Source organism: Pontibacter rufus (assembly GCF_015694705.1).
In the GTDB taxonomy this organism is placed as follows: domain Bacteria; phylum Bacteroidota; class Bacteroidia; order Cytophagales; family Hymenobacteraceae; genus Pontibacter; species Pontibacter rufus.
In genome coordinates this window covers 466,931-484,490 of the sequence record NZ_JADQDR010000001.1, presented here as the reverse complement: position 1 = coordinate 484,490, position 17,560 = coordinate 466,931, and the positions used below count along the sequence as shown (strand labels likewise).

Sequence of the window (17,560 nt, the reverse complement as noted above, 5' to 3'; positions counted from 1 at the left end):
AGATACAAGACTTTTGGCCTATGCTAAGTTCGGTAATTTTGTTGTTTTTGATTATGAGAAATGAGGCAAGTTTTCAGCTTACGCAAGTATAGAACGTGGCGCACGCCAGTTGAAAACTGGCCCCATAATAGCTCCAAGTTAAAAACTTGAATCAGGTAAGAGATTTTTTATCCTAACCGAAGATTTCTACCACGCCGCTTCCACATCGTAAATAATCTCCTCTACCTCCTCCACCGGTACCAGGTGTTTGCCAAACCGCTGATCCTGCAACTGCAGTTGCCCGGGCGTTAACTTCAGCAGCACACCATGCAGCACCACTCTGCTGCGCAGCACTACCTGCACTGCCCTTTGCAACAGTTCAGGCAGGCGTTCCGGTATGTCTTTTCTGAAAATTCTGATCTGGCGTTTTCCCATGTACGCAAGTATAAATCGGGCAGCAATTTTTGCCTCCGTGAAGATACGTGCTTTTTGTGAAATCAGGAAAGGTGATTAGCGCGCGATAAGCAGTTCGTATTTGCTGCTGTTGGTGGGATCTGTCTGCGAAAGGATGGCATAGGCCTGCTGCTTTTCGGCCGGGGCAGCGGTTTTGAACATATTCACCAGTTCGTCGGACTTGGCATCGAAGAACGAGCGGAGTATGGCCGAACCCGGTTTCTGCTGCTGTAGCTTCTGGATGTCCTGCAACACGCCCAACATGGCTTTGCGGGCCTGTTCCGGCTTCTCTGCCATTAGATCCAAGACTTGCCTGTGCATGGTATAAATGCCCTCGCGAAACGGCAGAAACTGCGGGTCCTGCAGGTTATCCAGCAGCCAGTAACGGTTGCGGTTGCTTTCAAAAGCTTTCCAGCCGGGATAAGCAGCACCCTGCGAGGCGGCCATGTTTACAATGCTGCGGGCTCTGTCGTATGCGGGTGCGCCACCCAACTTGCCGAAGCTGTCGTTGTCCATGCCGATAATGATGTTGGCGTAAAAAGCCAGTAGCGACGACAAATTGGAAGTATAGTTGTTCTCTGCATAGTCCAGTGGCTGTGCATCGCTGAACTGGAAAGTCCAGTCTTTGTCTACAAACGAGAAGAGTACAGATTCGTAGCCGGTGCCATAAGCCGGCCGTACCGATACCACCTGTACGTTGGCTTTAAAAGTACCAATCTCCGGCATTTCCGTCAGGCTGATGAGCAGGCGGCACTTGATGCGTTCGTCGGGGCCGTAAGTCTGGTTTGTCCAGCGGCGGTTGTTCATAAACTCGAAAATGCGCGTCTGCATGTCCGTAAACAACTGCTGATCCGTGGATTGTATCTGCTCGCCATTCACCACCACATCGCATTGCAGTTCCTGCGCCCGGGCACCCGAGGCGGCAAAGCATAACAGCAGCAAAACAAGTATTTTCTTAGCCATATAGTCGCTCCCAAATTAAACTGATGATGTCCTGCGCCACTTCGCTTTTCGGTTTCAGTGCAAAGGCGGTTATCGCATCTTCCTCTATTACTGTAATTTTATTTGTATCGTGTCTGAAGCCTGCCCCCGGATCATTGAGGGAATTCAGCACAATCATATCCAGGTTCTTTTTGTGCAGCTTTTCGCGGGCATGGGCGCTTTCGTTGTCTGTTTCCAGCGCAAAACCGACCGAAAACTGTCCCGGCCGCTTCTGTTTGCCCAGTTCCGCTGCTATGTCAACGTTCTTAACCAGCTCAATCGTCAGCTCGTTCCCTGATTTCTTTATTTTTTTGTCGGAAGGAGTCTTTGGCTTGTAATCGGCTACGGCAGCGGCAAATACAAGTATGGCCGCCTGGGGCGCCAGCACTTTTGCAGCGGCGTACATCTGGTCGGCTGTCGTAACCGGCGTTACAGTAATATGGGGATGTTGCGCGATTTGATTGGTAGGGCCTGATACCAACTGCACCCGGGCGCCCTGCTGTGCAAAACATTCGGCCAGGGCATAGCCCATTTTGCCTGTAGAGTGATTGCCGATAAAGCGCACGGGATCAATGGGCTCATACGTGGGGCCGGCAGTAAGCAGTACGGTTATGCCCTTAAACGATTTTTTTGTCACCTGAAAAATGATGCTGCAGCACCTTCATGATTTCTTCCGGCTCGGCCATGCGCCCCTGCCCTGTCAGGCCGCTGGCCAACTCACCGTAACCTGCTTCAATGATGCGGTTCCCGTAGCCCTGCAGCTTCCGGAAATTGGCCTGCACCGCCGGATGCCGGTACATATCCAGATCCATAGCCGGTGCGATAAAAACCGGACAGCGCGCCGAGAGGTAAGTAGCCGTTAGCAAGTTATCGCAAAAGCCGCAGGCCATTTTAGCCACCGTGTTGGCACTGGCCGGCGCGATAACCAGCGCATCGGCCCAAAGCCCGAGTTCCACGTGGTTGTTCCAAACGCCGGTTTCGTCCCTGACAAACTCACTAAGGACAGGCCTTTTGGAGAGCGTGGCCAGCGTGAGCGGGGTTATAAAAGCAGAAGCAGAAGCAGTCAGGATTACCTGCACTTCTGCTTCTGCTTTTATGAGCTGGCGTACCAGTAAAGCGGCTTTGTAAGCGGCTATACTTCCGCAAACGCCCAGTATGATTCTCTTCTGCCGGAGCATCCGCCAGCGTTACAGGTTGATTTCTTCCTGCTGATTTTCGTCCGGCGTGCGCAAATAAACTTCGCCATCCAGAAACTCCTCAATTGCCAGGTTGGTAGGCTTGGGCAGGCGCTCGTAGTATTTCGAAATTTCTATCTGCTCGCGGTTCTCAAACACCTCCTCCAGGTTGTCCACGGTTGTGGCAAACTCGGCCAGCTTGGAATTAAGCTCCTCCTTCAGTTTCACAGAAATCTGGTTTGCTCTTTTAGAAATCACAGCCACAGACTTATACACGTTGCCGGTTTGCTTTGCAAAATCGGCCATGTTGCGGGTAACGATAGATGATGGAACGTTTGCCATATATTTAAATAGATTTGAAAATTTAAAGATGAAGCCCTGTTATGCAGGCCTTTGTTAAACAGAAGAACGTCGTTTTAATGTATCTCCCTACTTATACTTAAGAATTTGCCTGATTTAGTTTTTTAACTTTCTCCAGCTCTGCCAGGGCATCGTCGTATATCTGCTCTGCCTCGCGTTTGTACTTGCTGTCAGGATATTGTTCTACAAAGCTCTGGTAATAAGCAATTGCTTCCATATAGCGTTCCTCCTGCTTGCTGGTTACACTCTCCTGCGCAAACTTATACTGCGCATCCAGTCGCAGAAAGGCAGCTTCCTCGCTGTAAGGAGACGAAGCATGCTCCTGTATAAAATTACTTAAGGCAACCACAGCCGAACGGTAATACCGGATTTGATAGTATAGCTTTGCGTTATCGAAGGCCTTCCTGTCCAGCTTCATGTTCAGGGCATCAATCATGTTATTTGCCTCAGCATTCAGTTTGCTGTCCGGGTAGCGCACCTGAAATTCCTGCAGTGCCTCCAGCGCGGTCAGCGTACTGGTCTGATCCTGTTCATACGTAGGTGCCTGGTTATAAAGCGACTTGGCCTGCATAAACAAAGCTTCCTCGGCCAGCGGGCTACGCTGGTAAGTATCATAAAAGCTCTTGAAATGAAAAGCGCTCAACAGGTAATCGCCCTGTTCGAAGTAGGTGTTGGCAAAGTAAAACTTAGCCTGCTCTGCCTCCTGTCTGCCCGTCATCAAAGGCAACACCTGCTCCAACAGTTGGTTTGCGCGGTAATAGTCGCCCTTCTCGTAGTACTGCAGGGCAGCCTTGTACTTTTCGTCAACGTTGTTGCTTTTCAAAAGCTTCTGGAAGTTGCTGCAACCAGCCGCAATAAGCAGCATGCCGATCAGGGCAATAGTGTGGATTAAGCCTCTAGTCATGAACGGGCAAAATTATGGAATATCTGCGTGATTTACAAACCGTAATTTTATACTTGCTGCCGTGGCCCCGGCAGGCTACTTTTTATTCTTTTCAGGCTTTTCAGCCTTGGCGGGCGCTTCGCCCTCGGTAGGAGTCTTGGCTGCGGCGGTGGCCGGTTTGGCTTCGGCCGGGGGCCGCTTGCCAAGCACAGCGGCTTTGGTAGGCCGCAGGTCGGCCAGCCAGCTAAACCCTTCCAGCCGTTTTTGGTCCTCCTGCAGTTCGTGCGGCGGAATAAAGCTGGCATCGGGCTGTATCAGAAACGAGATTGTCTTCAACTTATTATCCCCGAATTTAAGCACCATGTTGCTGCAAATGGCTTTGTTCATGCCCGTAACAACGGTATCGCCTTCCAGCGCAAAGTAGATGCTTTCGCCATTGCCGTTCACATCCACACGCCGGATATCGCCTTCCTGAAAACTGGCTACCATGTCGCGCCCCTTCACCTGGTTGTAGTTTTGTATGGTGTCTTCGGAGGTGATGAAGGCGTTGCTGAACAGGTATAGTTTGTCGATGGTTTTGTTGCGCAGGTGCATCCGGATGGTATCGCCCACCAGTTGGCTTTTATCGTTCCAGAGCACGGGCTTCTGGTTCATGTACATCACTGAGTCGGTGCGGTTATAGCTCAGCGAATCGCATTTCCCCTGCAAATCCTTTTTATAGATCCGGACATCATGGTAAGCAAGCAGCAAACTTGCCATGCCCGGCGTTTTCGCCTCGCGTGACACCAGCGTATCGGCTGCCATGTACAGCGTGTCGTTGTCCATTACGGTTTCCATTACCGGGTTGCCGTATACTTTGGCCACGCCCCGCTCACGCCAGTAGCGGCCCTCCTGCCCTCGTACCGTAATATTATCCTTCAGCGATTTGAGCGTTACATTCTGTTGCGCAAAGCCATAGCCCAGGTTCTGGTCGTAGTATAGCTTGTCGCCGCCCAGGCGGTATTCGGGTGTCAGGATGTAGGCATTCCGGCCAAAGTTGGAAATTTTAGTCAGTGTGTTATAGGTACCTTCTTCGGCATACAAATCGCCCTGTTGCCCTTTAATCACGGTAGGCCCCTGAAAGTATACAATCTTGCTGCCGGTGTTGTACTGCATGTTCTCGGCCGTGATGTTGTAGTCTTTGGTGAACACCTTCACGTCCTGCTGAAATGTAAACATCTTAGTCGCTGTATTATAGGAACCACGCTGGCTTTGCAGGCGGTTTTCAGGATCTACGATGGTGCCGCCTTCGGTATAAACGGCTGTGCGCGTGTTCATGTCGTAATCCAGGCTGGGCGTGGTGAGCGTCATACGCGGATCTTTCATCACCACGTTACCGGTCATTCTGGCTGTGCGCGTGGTGCCGTTATACGTACCTTGATTACCCGTCATGGTCACCGTATCCGCCTGGTTGTTGATGCGTACGTTGCCGTAGGCTTCCAGCACGTTGCGGTCGCGGTACTGGTACACCGAATCGGCATACAAGTATGTTTCCTTTTGCCTGAAGGCTACCTTGCCGTATACTTTATTTACTTTCTCCCCGTTAAAAACACCGCCCACAATAGAGTCGCTGCCCGGCAAAAGCATTACCTGGTTTGTTTGCAGCTGCGGCTGCTCAGGTTGCTGCTGCCCGAAAACCGACAGCGAAACCAGGGTAAAGACAAGAGAAAACAGTAGTTTTGTGCTGTTCATTTATTTCTGGATGTTAGAAGCTAGATATTAGATTTTAGACATTTCTGAAGAAGTTGTATCGATTTGCTTGTCAAAATGATAGTTGCCAACCCTCCTGCAGATTAAGGTTAATCTAAAGTCTAACTTCCAATATCTAACGTCTTTTAAACTTTCAAAATTACAAAAAAATACCAGCTGCCGCTATGCTACAGAAAGTTTCAGATTTTATACAAGCCCATCAACTCTGCCAGCCCGGCAGCAAAATACTGGCAGCCGTTAGCGGCGGCATCGACTCGGTAGTGCTTTGCGAAGTGCTGCACCAGCTCAAGTATGATTTTGCCATCGCACACTGCAACTTCGGGCTGCGCGCCGAAGATGCCGAGGCGGATCAGTTATTTGTCAAAAAGCTGGCCAAAAAGTATGAGGTGCCTTTTTTTACCGAAAACTTTAACACCCGCGCCTTTGCCGAACAGGAAAAATTATCGATACAGATGGCTGCCCGCACGCTGCGCTATACCTGGTTCGAGCAGGTGCGCCAGCAGGAAGGCTACGACTATATCGCTACCGCCCACCATAGCAACGACACAACCGAAACCATATTGCTGCACCTCACCAAAGGCACCGGCATTGCAGGCCTGCACGGCATCCCGGCTAAAAACGGGCACATCATCCGCCCCATGCTGTCTGTCACCAAAGATGATATTTACGAGCTGGTAACAACCCAAAAGCTTATCTGGCGCGAAGACAGCTCCAATGAAACCACCAAATACCAGCGCAACAAAATCCGGCATGAGGTGATTCCGGTACTTAAAGAGATAAATCCCAGCCTGGAGGAAACAATGCTGCACACAGCCGAACGCGTGAGCCATGCCGAAGCCATTGTGGACGCATACATCGAAAACCTGCGGGAACAAAGTATAAAAGAAGCAGAAAATGCCGTTTACATCTCGCTACTACCACTGCGCAATGCTACGGGTTTGCCGGTGGTGCTGCACGAGTTGCTGCGGCCGTTTAATTTTAGCTACACGGTGGTGCTGGAATTGGTAGCAGCGCTGGAGGGCATTTCAGGTAAAGAATTTCTCTCGCCTACCCATACTTTGGTAAAAGACCGCGACCAGCTCGTTCTCACGCCGCGCGACCTGAACAGCTTTGGAAGTATACTTATACAGGAGGGCGACACAGAAGCCGAAGCGGGCAATTTATACTTCACGATAAAGTATGTGGCCGCTGATGCGTACAAGCTCAACACCAAGCCCCATGTGGCCGCACTGGATGCGGAGCAGCTGAAATTTCCGCTGAAGCTGCGTGCCTGGCAGGAAGGCGACTGGTTTGTGCCCCTGGGCATGAACGGCAAAAAGAAAATAAGCGATTTCCTGATAGATAAGAAAGTACCTGCCAACCTGAAACCCCAGACCCTGGTGCTGGTATCTGACCAGTCGGTAGCCTGGGTGGTGGGCCAGCGCCTGGATAACCGCTACAAAGTTACCGACAAAACGCAGCAGGTGGTGGAGATAACTTTACACAGACGCTAGCCATTAGATGTTAGACTTTGTGTATTGTAAGTGTCTTGATATTTATAGTCTAGTATCTGACATCTAATGTCTAACATCTGTCTTATCACAACAGAATTTTCCTAAATTTACCGCAGATAACCGATTTTCAAACCAAAATAAAGCATATCCGACAATGAAAGTAACTGTAGTTGGAGCAGGTAATGTTGGCGCAACTTGCGCTGATGTGCTGGCTTACCGCGAAATCGCGAACGAAGTAGTTTTAGTGGATATTAAAGAAGGTTTTGCTGAAGGCAAAGCGCTTGATATCTGGCAAAAAGCACCCATCAACTTATATGATACCCGCACCACTGGCGTCACAAACGATTATTCCCGCACTGCCGGCTCTGATGTGGTGGTAATTACCTCCGGCCTGCCCCGCAAACCAGGCATGAGCCGCGACGACCTTATTTCGACCAACGCCGGCATCGTGAAGTCTGTAACGGAGAATGTGGTAAAATATTCGCCGGACGCCATCATCATCGTGGTATCTAACCCGCTGGATGTGATGACGTACCAGGCGCACCTGGCCTCCAAGCTCCCGCGCAACAAGGTAATAGGCATGGCCGGTATCCTGGATACTGCCCGTTACAGAGCCTTTCTGGCAGAAGCCCTGAATGTGTCTCCAAAAGATATTCAGGCCGTGTTGATGGGTGGCCACGGCGATACGATGGTGCCGCTGCCCCGCTATACTACCGTGGGCGGCATCCCGGTAACTGAACTGATTGAAGAAGATAAACTGAATGCCATTATCGAGCGTACCAAAACAGGCGGCGGCGAACTGGTGAAACTGATGGGTACGTCGGCCTGGTATGCACCGGGTGCTGCGGCTGCCCAGATGGTGGAAGCCATTGTGCGCGATCAGCGTCGCGTATTCCCCGTTTGCGTAAAGCTGGAAGGCGAGTACGGCATGGACGGCGTATACCTGGGCGTGCCGGTTATACTTGGCAAAAACGGTATCGAGAAAGTTATCGAGCTGCAGTTGAACGACGAGGAAAAGCAACTGCTGGAGACTTCGCGCGGCCACGTAAAAGAAGTAATGGATGCGCTGGACAACATCAACGCCAGCAAAGCCTAAGCTTTATACTTATTGATTATGCAACAGCGGCGCTCCCAAAAGGGAGCGCCGCTGTTGGTTTACACAAGACCTCGTGGCGTGCGCAGCTCCCGCGTGTGTCTGAATTTTAGATATTTCACAGGATTTCAGGATGCATGAAGTATAAATCTTTGAAATACTAAAGCTGGATTCTTATTCTAAAGTATAGCTATCTTAAAAATCGTTTAATCCTGTAAACACTGATGCTAATACCCCAGACGCTCGCGGGAGCTGCGCACACCACGAGGTCCGCTATACTTATGCTTTTTCTCCGGGCAGTGGCAACAGCTCATACCTGTTCCAGAATACAGGCGTGGCACCCACGGCATCATACTTTACCTGCGCATCATCTACCTGAACCAACGTTATGATTCTCTCTGCGAGCAGCAGGTGGAAACGGGCATTTTCAGCGAACACCTCAAGTATAGCCTGGGCCGTTTTCTTTTCAACCGCATCGAAGTGATGCAGCACCACAACCAGGCCGGCACCCGGCACTGATACTTCCGCCAGGCTGTCTTTCAGCGCGTTCAAATTATTGCCATAAGCATCGGGGAAGCGGAACCTGCGCTTCAGATCTGCATGAAGCGCTTCATCATCTTTCCAGGTGGCGCAATCGAACTCCATTACCCTGTACCGTTGGTTCCGGAACCAGCTCATGTCTATGAGCAAAAACTCAGGTTTGGAATAGAGGCTGACCCAGCCGTTGCGGAGGATCATCCAGTCCGGCCGTTGCCATTCTTCCGGCTCGTTTTTGAAAGCAGCCATACTTGTTAGTCCTTCTGGCTGGCCTGGAACAGCTTCTGTTTTTCTTCTTTAGAGAGGCTTTCGTAACCGGAGGTAGAGATTTTATCAAGGATGCGGTCTATCTCGCTCTGGCTGGGTTTGCCCGGATAACCGGCAGAAGAGGAAGCGCTGCCGCTGCTACCTGTTCTTGAATACGCGGTTTGCCGATGGGTCACTTTCAGCCTGGGCCGGCGCGTAAACAGCCTGCTGAAAAAACCGGTGACGGCATGTACCGGCCTGCCAATATCATTGCCGCGCTGCAGTTGTTTCACAAAAATCCAGCCCACCAACGCGCCACCCAGGTGCGCCAGGTTACCGCCTGCATTGTCGCCCACAGCCCCGGATATGGAAAGCAGCACCAGAAAGGCAGCAATATACTTTATTTTGATTGGCCCGATGAGGATGAGATTGAAGGAGAAGTTTGGCAGCAGCGTGGCTGCGCCTACCACCACCGCCAGCACGCTGGCCGAGGCCCCAATCATCAGCGAAACCGCCGCCCTGTCGGCAAAGTAGGGTATAAAGTTATAGCACAGCATGTATAACACGCCACCGGCAATACCGCCGAGTATGTACAGGCTCAGCAATTTTTTATCGCCCAGGTATTCGCGCACCAGCTGCCCGAACCAGTACAGGTTCAGCATGTTGAAGAGAATGTGCAGAAAGCCTTCGTGGGTGAAGAAGTAAGTAAAAAGCGTCCAGGGGTGTGTAAAAAAGTATGTAGGTTCCGAGTTCAGGGCCAGGTAACGCATCAGTACATTGTACAGGCCGGAGTTCTCTGAAATAAACAGGATTGTCCGCAGCACAATCAGCACCACAAACACGATCACGTTGATCAGTATAAGCTGTTTAAGCGTATTATTGGGTTGCCGGAAAGAATCCTTTATATCTTCAAAAATGCTCATTATGATCTGCTAGTGTTGCTGAAAATTATTTCGTTGCCACGATTTTACAAGTATATACGCAAACAACATGCCGCCAAGGTGTGCAAAATGTGCTACGTTATCGCCGGGCATGCGGTTAAAGCCGGAGTATAGTTCAAAGCCCCCGTAGAGCAGCACAAAGTATTTGGCTTTGATAGGAATAGGTAAAAACAGCAGCATCAGTTCCAGGTTCGGGAACAGCATACCAAAAGCCATCAGGATGGCAAACACTGCGCCGGACGCGCCCAGCATCGGGCTGTTGAAAACGGCATTATATACCTCGCTTACTTCTTCTTTGGTAGCCTGCACGTACTGCGGGTTGTCCTCATTTCGCTGGAAAGCGACGGCCAGTTCGCGGCCATAGCCGGGCTGCACGTGCTCGTCCATGTAATTACTGAAAGCTGCCGGCGAGGGGTTGGCCATGTATTGCGCCGTTTCCTGCCGCAGGTCATGTAACTCGTAAGCGCGTACACCGGAGTACAACACGCTGGCTCCCAAGCCACAAATCAGGTAAAACATCAGAAACTTTTCAGCACCCCAGTAGCGCTCGAGCAGCGGCCCGAATATAAAAAAGCTAAACATGTTACTGAACAGGTGCCCCCAGCTGCCATGCATAAACATGTGTGTGAGGAACTGGTACGGCCTGAAAAACTCGGAGCCGAAATGATACAGCGCAAACTGCCCCACCGGAATCAGGGAACCCTGCAACAGAAAGACAACTACGTTTATGATCAGGATATTCCGGACCATAGGGGTGATGTTGAACATGCTTTTTATCGTTTGTTAAAGTATAATATCGCTGCTATCAACAGTATTTATACTTTTTGTGCGTGTAAGTGAGCAGACAAAAATAAAGCGAAGATTTTTACATTCTGTCATCCTGAAAGGATCTTATTTAGTTTCCTGCTAACCATGCACAAGATTCTTTCAGGACGACAGAATTATGAAAGTCAGGACACCTGATTAATTCTGTCCGATTTTATACTTATATTCCCGATAACAACAATTAAACTCAACCCTTCAGAAAAAGCTCCTGCAACTGGCTGAGCTCCATGATAACGAGCGTTTTCTGTCCGCCGGGTGTGTAATTAGGTACCTGGCAGGCAAAGAGTTTGTCTACGAGTGCGTTCATCTCCAGATCCGTCATGCGGGGCTGCAGGCGCGAAGACAGGCGTTTGGCCATGGCGCGGGCCAGGTTTTCGCGCTTATCAAGCTTTAACGTAACCGCATTGTTTTTGTATTGTTCCATCAGCTCTTCCAGCAGCTCTTTCTCGTTGGCCGCCTGTATGTCCGCAGGTATACCATTCAGGATGATGCTGTTGCCGCCAAAATCCTCGAACTGGAAGCCCATGTCCCGAAATTCCGGCGCCAGTTCTTTCACCAGCGCCGCATCGCCCGCTGACAGGTGCAGGGTTTGCGGAAAAAGCAGCGCCTGCGAAATTACGTTTTTCTTTTGCAGGGAGGCCGCATACTGCTCGTACAGGATGCGCTCCTGCGCCGCCTGCTGGTCAATCATCATCACCCCGGACTTTACCTGCACCAGCAAATACTTCTGGTGTATCTGGATGGCTTTTTTAGAGGCAGCAGCCGTTTCAGTGGCAAAGGCTTCGTCCAGCAGGCCCATGCCCGACGAGGCCGAAGTATAACGTTCCTCCTGGCCGGACTGCTGGCGTATGGGCTCGTACAATTGCTCCCAGCCTTTGGATGTAGCGCGTTTCGGAGATGCCGCCGGGGCTGTAAATCCTGCGAAGCTGTTCCCGCCGCCGCTATGCCGCTTCTCATCATCGAACTCGTTGTAGCCGCCCTGTATGCGGATAGGCTGTAGCGGAGCGAAGTTCACGTCGCCCTCAAAGTCCAGCGACGGTGCAATGTTGTGTGTACCGAGGGCTTTCTTCACGGCAGCATGCACAATGGCATACACTGTTTTCTCATCCTCAAACTTAACCTCGGTTTTGGTAGGGTGCACGTTAATGTCAATTTTCTCAGGCTCCAACTCAATAAAGAGCACATAAAACGGGTGGCTGTCCTTGGGCAGCAGGCCTTCGAAAGCAGTAATGACGGCATGATTCAGGTAGCCGCTCTTCACAAAACGGTTGTTCACGAAAAAGAACTGCTCGCCGCGCGTTTTACGGGCAAACTCCGGCTTGCCGATGTAGCCATGTACCGCCAGGAAAGTGGTATCTTCGTCGCAGGAGGCCATCTGCTCTTTATAGTTGCTGCCAAACAGGTTCACAATGCGCTGGCTCAGTTTGGAGGCGGGCAGGTTGAACACTTCCAGGTCGTTGTGGTGCAGCGTAAAGGCAATCTCCGGGTTGGCCAGCGCCACCCGCTGAAACTCATCCAGGATGTGGCGCATTTCCACTGCATTGGTTTTAAGGAAGTTGCGCCGGGCGGGTACGTTGAAAAACAGGTTCTTTACACAAACAGATGTGCCGGCAGGCATTACGGCCGGTTCCTGAAGTATAATGGCTGAGCCCTCCACGATCAATTTTGTTCCAACTTCGGCCTTATGCGGTTTGGTCTTCATCTCTACCTGCGCTACGGCTGCAATGGAAGCCATGGCCTCGCCCCGGAAGCCCATTGTCTGGATGCGAAACAGGTCTTCGGTGGTACTGATTTTGGAAGTGGCGTGGCGCTCAAAACACATGCGGGCATCGGTTTCGGACATGCCGATGCCGTTGTCCACCACCTGCAGCAGCTGCTTGCCGGCTTCTTTCACGATAAGCTGCACACTGGTGGCCCTGGCATCGATGGCATTTTCCAGCAGTTCCTTCACCACCGAAGCGGGGCGCTGTACCACCTCGCCGGCAGCTATCTGGTTGGCCAGGAAGTCAGGTAATAAATGTATGATGTCGGGCATCCGATTTTTAAATGCTTTAAAATATACTTTTCTTCTGATACAGCCTTTATACTTAAAGGCAGCAAAATATCTGTTTTTGCTAATTTTAATTTATCAAAACAGAACTCTTTCAGAATTAAATTTATTATTAATTTACAGACCCGTTCCGAAAAGAAGCTGGCATTCCGGTGAAGTATCTGTTTGATTGCTTCGCCGGAAAGTTGCGGAAAAGTATGCTGGATGCTGGTACTGGCGGCAATTGCTAAAAAGCTGCTATACCTGGTGCCACATTCGTTTCCGGGCAGGTGTCAGGGGGTGCCCAGCTTTATTTCCGGTCTGCAGAGGCTGCACGGCAGCATCTAAAATCAGGCTGTTTTGCCGTATTGCCTTTCACAAAATTAGGCTTAATTTCGGGTTGTTCCAATTATAAAATACCAGCGCCAGGATGTTGAAGCGTTTTACTTTAGGGTTGTTGCTAGCAGTGATTTTCTCGATGGGACCACTGATGTCTTTAAAGTCATCGGATGAGGTGGTCGTGAATGAAAAGGAGAAAAGCTGGGTAGACAGTGTGTATGCTTCCCTTAGCCCGGATCAGCGCTTGGGCCAGCTGTTTATGGTGGCCGCTTATTCCAACAAAGACGAAAATCATTACCAGGAGCTGGATACACTGGTGCAGCGCTACGGCATTGGCGGCCTGATGTTTATGCAGGGCGGGCCTGTGCGCCAGGCCAAACTCACCAACCGCTACCAGGCCGGCGCCAAAGTACCACTGCTGATTGCCATGGATGCCGAGTGGGGCCTGGATATGCGCCTGGACAGCAGCACGCACTTTGCCCGCCAGATGACATTGGGTGCGCTGGATGATGAAAAATACATTTACCTGATGGGCCGCGAGATAGCCCTGAAGATGAAGCGCCTGGGCATCAGCGTTAGTTTTTCGCCGGTGATGGACGTGAATGTGAACCCCGCTAACCCCGTTATCGGCAGCCGCTCTTTTGGCGAGTCTAAAGAAGAAGTAACCAGGCGCGGCATCGCTTATATCAAAGGCCTGCAGGATCATGGCATTATTGCCGTTACCAAGCACTTCCCCGGCCACGGCGACACCGATACCGACTCGCACTTGGCGTTGCCGGTGGTAAAACACAGCCTCAAGCGCCTCACTGATGTAGAGCTATACCCCTTTAAGAAAGCGTTTGAGGCCGGCGTGATGGGCGTAATCGTAGCGCATCTGTACATTCCTTCCATCGACTCGACAAAAAATCTGGCTACTACCCTCTCCCGCCCCTTGGTAACCGGCCTTCTTAAAGAGAAGATGAAGTATAAAGGCCTCATTTTCACCGATGCCCTGAACATGAAAAGTGTTACCAACTTTTATCCAACGGGAGAGGCCGATATGCTGGCACTGAAAGCCGGTAATGATGTGCTGCTCTTTCCGGAAGATGTACCAACGGCTATAACTAAAATAAAGCAGGGCATTGCCAAAGGGCTGGTAAGCAAGGAGGAGATAGAGCAGCATGTGCGGAAAATACTACATGCCAAGTACTGGGCCGGCCTGAGCAAGTATAAACCTATCGATTTAACCGGACTGAAGGAGGATCTGGACAGGCCTATCAGCAACGTCATTCAGGAAGAACTGTATGAGCACTCCGTTACGGTAGTGGAAAACAGTGACAGCCTGCTGCCCTTCCGCAACCTTGACACGCTGCATATAGCTTCCGTCGCTATTGGTGTGCCGGCTGAGAACACCTTCCAGGAGACGCTTCGTAACTATGCACCTGTAGATAAATTTACCATTCCCAACCGTTTTGCCCCGGATTCTGCATTTTTCGAAATCATTCCGCAGCTGAAAAATAACGATGTGGTTGTAGTAAGCATCCACAACATGAACCTGACACCTTCCAGAGATTTTGGCATAGGGGTGGGCACACTAGCTTTTATAAAGTACCTGCAGGAGCGCACAGACAAGAAAGTAGTGGTAGTGGTGATGGGCAATGCGTATAGCCTGAAGTTTTTTGAGGACAGCAAGTGGCTGGTGTGCGGCTACGAAGATAACCCTGTATCGCAGGAACTGGTGCCGCAGGCGCTTTTTGGCGCACGCGCTGCCAGAGGGAAGTTGCCCGTCACCGCCTCTGCCAGGTATAAAGCAGGTATGGGGCTCACAACACCGGCTCTGGATCGGCTGAAGTATGGCACTCCCGAAAGCGTAGGCATGAACTCCAAAATATTAGAGCAGATTGACAACATTGCCCTGGAGGCCATTGCATATGCCGCTACCCCCGGCTGCCAGGTGCTGGTGGTAAAGGATGGCACCGTGATTTTCAATAAATCTTACGGCTATTATGCCTACGACAAGGAAAAGCCTGTTACCAACAACACCATCTACGACATTGCTTCTATTACCAAAGTAGCAGCCACGCTGCAGGCCATTATGTTCCTGAAAGATCAGGGCAAGATTGACCTTGACGCCAAAGTAGCCACTTATTTACCGGAACTGAAAGGCACCAACAAGGCGGGACTCGTTATGCGCGATGTGCTCACGCACCAGGCCGGCCTGCTGCCTGGGCTGCCTAACTGGCAAAAAACGCTGGCATCGGTTAAAACAAAAACTATGTATTATGCCAGTACCCAGACAGATTATTTCCCCAACGAGGTAACGCCCGAAATTTTCTCTACAAAAACAATGGAGGACTCGGTATGGGCCTGGACGGTGAAATCCAGAATGCTGCCACACAACAAAGGCGGCAAAGGCTATCCTTATACTTACAGCGACCTTGATTTTTATGTGCTGAAGCGCGTGGCTGAAAAACTACTGAATCAGCCGTTGGATGAGTTTATGGATCAGAACTTTTATGAGCCGCTGGGCCTGCGTACCATGGGCTATAAACCCCTGCTGAGCCACCCAATTGAGGCCATAGCACCCACAGAAGAAGACACCTACTTCCGGCATAACCTGATCCGGGGCACCGTGCACGACCCGGGCGCGGCCATGCTGGGCGGCGTAGCAGGCCACGCCGGCCTGTTCTCCAACGCCAACGACCTGGCCATACTTTTGCAAATGAACCTACAGAACGGCAACTATGGCGGCCACGACTACTTCAGCACTGATGTAGTAACAGAGTTTTCGAAAAAGCAGTTTAAGGGCAGCCGCCGTGGCCTGGGCTGGGACAAACCGGAGCCGGAAACAGGCGGCCCGACATCTGCGCTGGCGCCTATGAGCACTTTCGGCCACTCCGGCTTTACCGGCACCGGCGCCTGGGTAGATCCCGACAACAAACTCATCTATATCTTCCTCTCCAACAGGGTGTACCCGGATGCAGGCAATAACAAACTTGTAAAGTATAACATCCGCACTCGGATACACGACGTAGTGTATAAAGCCATTATTCCTAAAACATAAAACATAATTAGTAGTTTAGCAGGTGCAGCCGCCACAATGGGCTGCACTTGTTGTTTACACAGAATCATAACTATGAGAATCGGTATAGTATGTTACCCTACTTTCGGGGGGAGCGGCGTAGTGGCTACGGAGCTGGGCAAGGCCCTGGCGCTGAAAGGCCACAAAGTGCATTTTATTACTTACAGCCAGCCTGCGCGCCTTGATTTTTTCAACGAGAACCTCTTTTACCACGAAGTATACATCCCCTCCTATCCGCTGTTTCAGTATCCGCCTTATGAGCTGGCGCTGGCCAGCAAAATGGTAGACATTGTGCGGTTTGAGAAGCTGGATGTGCTGCACGTACATTATGCCATCCCGCACGCCTCGGCAGCTTACATGGCCAAGCAGATCCTGCGCACCAAGGGCATCAACATCCCCATCATCACCACGCTGCACGGCACCGATATTACGCTGGTAGGCAAAGACGCTTCGTTTGAGCCCGTAGTTACGTTCAGCATCAACCAGTCGGACGGCGTAACGGCGGTTTCAGAAAGCCTGCGGCAGGAAACGTATGAATACTTCCAGATAGAGAAAGACATTGAAGTAATTCCCAACTTTATCAACCTCGAAAAGTTTAAGCGACAGAAAAAGGAGCATTTCCGGATGGCTATCAGCCCCAACAACGAGAAGCTGCTGGTACATACTTCTAACTTCCGGACAGTAAAGCGCGTGCAGGACGTGATCCGGATATTTGCCAAAGTGCGCGAGCATATCCCCAGCAAACTGCTGCTGGTAGGCGACGGCCCCGAACGCCCCAAAATGGAGAAACTGTGCCGCCAGCTGGAGATTTGCCAGGATGTGCGCTTTCTGGGTAAAATGGAAGCCGTGGAAGAGGTGCTTTCTATTGCCGATCTGTTCCTGATGCCGTCAGAGAAAGAAAGCTTTGGCCTGGCTGCCCTGGAGGCGATGGCCTGCGAGGTGCCCGTTATTTCTACCAATGCCGGCGGTATACCTGAGCTCAACATCGATGGCGTAACCGGTTTTGTGAGTCCGATAGGCGCGGTGGACGAGATGGTGAAAAATGCATTGTTTGTGCTCGATGACGCTAACCTCCCCGTCTTTAAGGAGAATGCCCTGAAGCGCGCCCGCGAGTTTGATGTGGATAAAATTGTTCCGCGCTACGAGGCACTCTACATCAAAACCATCGATGCGCAACCCGTCCTGCTATAGCAGGTAATCAGGATACAAAGGCTCCTGGCAATCCGATTCCATACTTCCTGATGCCTGTCAGGAAGTATGCTTTCTATAACCTGGGTTAATCGTTAATGTCGTTCAGAAGCTTTCATCCAACCACGCCCTACACCAATGCCATCAGGCGTCGCAAATCCGTTGTTCATCATTCTCCCACCATTGCAGCGTTCTGTAAGAGAAATCTTCCGGTCTTCTTTCCTGCCT

At 50.9% G+C, this 17,560-nt stretch carries 15 protein-coding genes; 4 read left to right on the top strand and 11 right to left on the bottom strand.

The window, feature by feature from the left end; genetic code table 11:
• Window positions 1-186 precede the first annotated feature (186 nt).
• From I2I11_RS02145 to I2I11_RS02120, 7 genes are all read right to left on the bottom strand, one after another.
• Complete coding sequence (locus I2I11_RS02145) at window positions 187-414, bottom strand: hypothetical protein (protein ID WP_196266006.1); 228 nt, start codon at window positions 412-414, stop codon at window positions 187-189.
• Between the two features lie 75 nt (window positions 415-489).
• Complete coding sequence (porD, locus tag I2I11_RS02140; protein WP_196266005.1) at window positions 490-1,395, bottom strand: type IX secretion system protein PorD; 906 nt, start codon at window positions 1,393-1,395, stop codon at window positions 490-492.
• Complete coding sequence (locus I2I11_RS21505) at window positions 1,388-2,050, bottom strand: phosphopantothenoylcysteine decarboxylase domain-containing protein (RefSeq protein WP_370582904.1); 663 nt, start codon at window positions 2,048-2,050, stop codon at window positions 1,388-1,390. The genes porD and I2I11_RS21505 overlap by 8 nt, the downstream gene beginning before the upstream one ends.
• A complete protein-coding gene (locus I2I11_RS21500) occupies window positions 2,031-2,591 on the bottom strand; it encodes a flavoprotein (protein ID WP_370582903.1) in 561 nt (186 codons plus the stop codon). The genes I2I11_RS21505 and I2I11_RS21500 overlap by 20 nt, the downstream gene beginning before the upstream one ends.
• A gap of 9 nt (window positions 2,592-2,600) precedes the next feature.
• Complete coding sequence (locus I2I11_RS02130) at window positions 2,601-2,930, bottom strand: DNA-directed RNA polymerase subunit omega (protein WP_196266004.1); 330 nt, start codon at window positions 2,928-2,930, stop codon at window positions 2,601-2,603.
• Window positions 2,931-3,027: 97 nt separating this feature from the next.
• Window positions 3,028-3,852, bottom strand: a complete 825-nt coding sequence (locus I2I11_RS02125; RefSeq protein WP_230679833.1) for an outer membrane protein assembly factor BamD — start codon at window positions 3,850-3,852, stop codon at window positions 3,028-3,030.
• Window positions 3,853-3,927: 75 nt separating this feature from the next.
• Window positions 3,928-5,562 carry an OstA-like protein gene (locus tag I2I11_RS02120; RefSeq protein WP_196266003.1) on the bottom strand — a complete coding sequence of 545 codons (1,635 nt, stop codon included), beginning with the start codon at window positions 5,560-5,562 and terminating at the stop codon, window positions 3,928-3,930.
• A 182-nt stretch (window positions 5,563-5,744) separates the two neighbouring features.
• Between I2I11_RS02120 and tilS the strand changes: the two genes are divergently transcribed.
• A complete protein-coding gene (gene tilS, locus I2I11_RS02115) occupies window positions 5,745-7,073 on the top strand; it encodes a tRNA lysidine(34) synthetase TilS (RefSeq protein WP_196266002.1) in 1,329 nt (442 codons plus the stop codon).
• A gap of 154 nt (window positions 7,074-7,227) precedes the next feature.
• Entirely contained in the window at window positions 7,228-8,169 is a 942-nt protein-coding gene (gene mdh / locus I2I11_RS02110; protein WP_196266001.1) for a malate dehydrogenase, read from the top strand.
• Between the two features lie 276 nt (window positions 8,170-8,445).
• Here mdh and I2I11_RS02105 read toward each other — a convergent pair whose 3' ends face one another.
• The 4 genes from I2I11_RS02105 to mutL form a co-directional block, all read right to left on the bottom strand.
• Window positions 8,446-8,952, bottom strand: coding sequence for a barstar family protein (locus I2I11_RS02105; RefSeq protein ID WP_196266000.1), 507 nt, complete (start codon window positions 8,950-8,952; stop codon window positions 8,446-8,448).
• A gap of 5 nt (window positions 8,953-8,957) precedes the next feature.
• Complete coding sequence (locus I2I11_RS02100) at window positions 8,958-9,872, bottom strand: rhomboid family protein (RefSeq protein WP_196265999.1); 915 nt, start codon at window positions 9,870-9,872, stop codon at window positions 8,958-8,960.
• Between the two features lie 9 nt (window positions 9,873-9,881).
• Window positions 9,882-10,658, bottom strand: a complete 777-nt coding sequence (locus I2I11_RS02095) for a rhomboid family intramembrane serine protease (protein WP_196265998.1) — start codon at window positions 10,656-10,658, stop codon at window positions 9,882-9,884.
• A gap of 244 nt (window positions 10,659-10,902) precedes the next feature.
• Window positions 10,903-12,750: a DNA mismatch repair endonuclease MutL gene (gene mutL / locus I2I11_RS02090; protein ID WP_196265997.1), complete on the bottom strand. Its 1,848-nt coding sequence runs from the start codon at window positions 12,748-12,750 to the stop codon at window positions 10,903-10,905.
• Between the two features lie 484 nt (window positions 12,751-13,234).
• Here mutL and I2I11_RS02085 point away from each other — a divergent pair, with 484 nt between their 5' ends.
• Window positions 13,235-16,126 carry a serine hydrolase domain-containing protein gene (locus I2I11_RS02085; protein WP_230679832.1) on the top strand — a complete coding sequence of 964 codons (2,892 nt, stop codon included), beginning with the start codon at window positions 13,235-13,237 and terminating at the stop codon, window positions 16,124-16,126.
• 72 nt (window positions 16,127-16,198) lie between these two features.
• Window positions 16,199-17,335 carry an N-acetyl-alpha-D-glucosaminyl L-malate synthase BshA gene (gene bshA / locus I2I11_RS02080; protein WP_196265996.1) on the top strand — a complete coding sequence of 379 codons (1,137 nt, stop codon included), beginning with the start codon at window positions 16,199-16,201 and terminating at the stop codon, window positions 17,333-17,335.
• The last annotated feature ends 225 nt before the right edge of the window (window positions 17,336-17,560 follow it).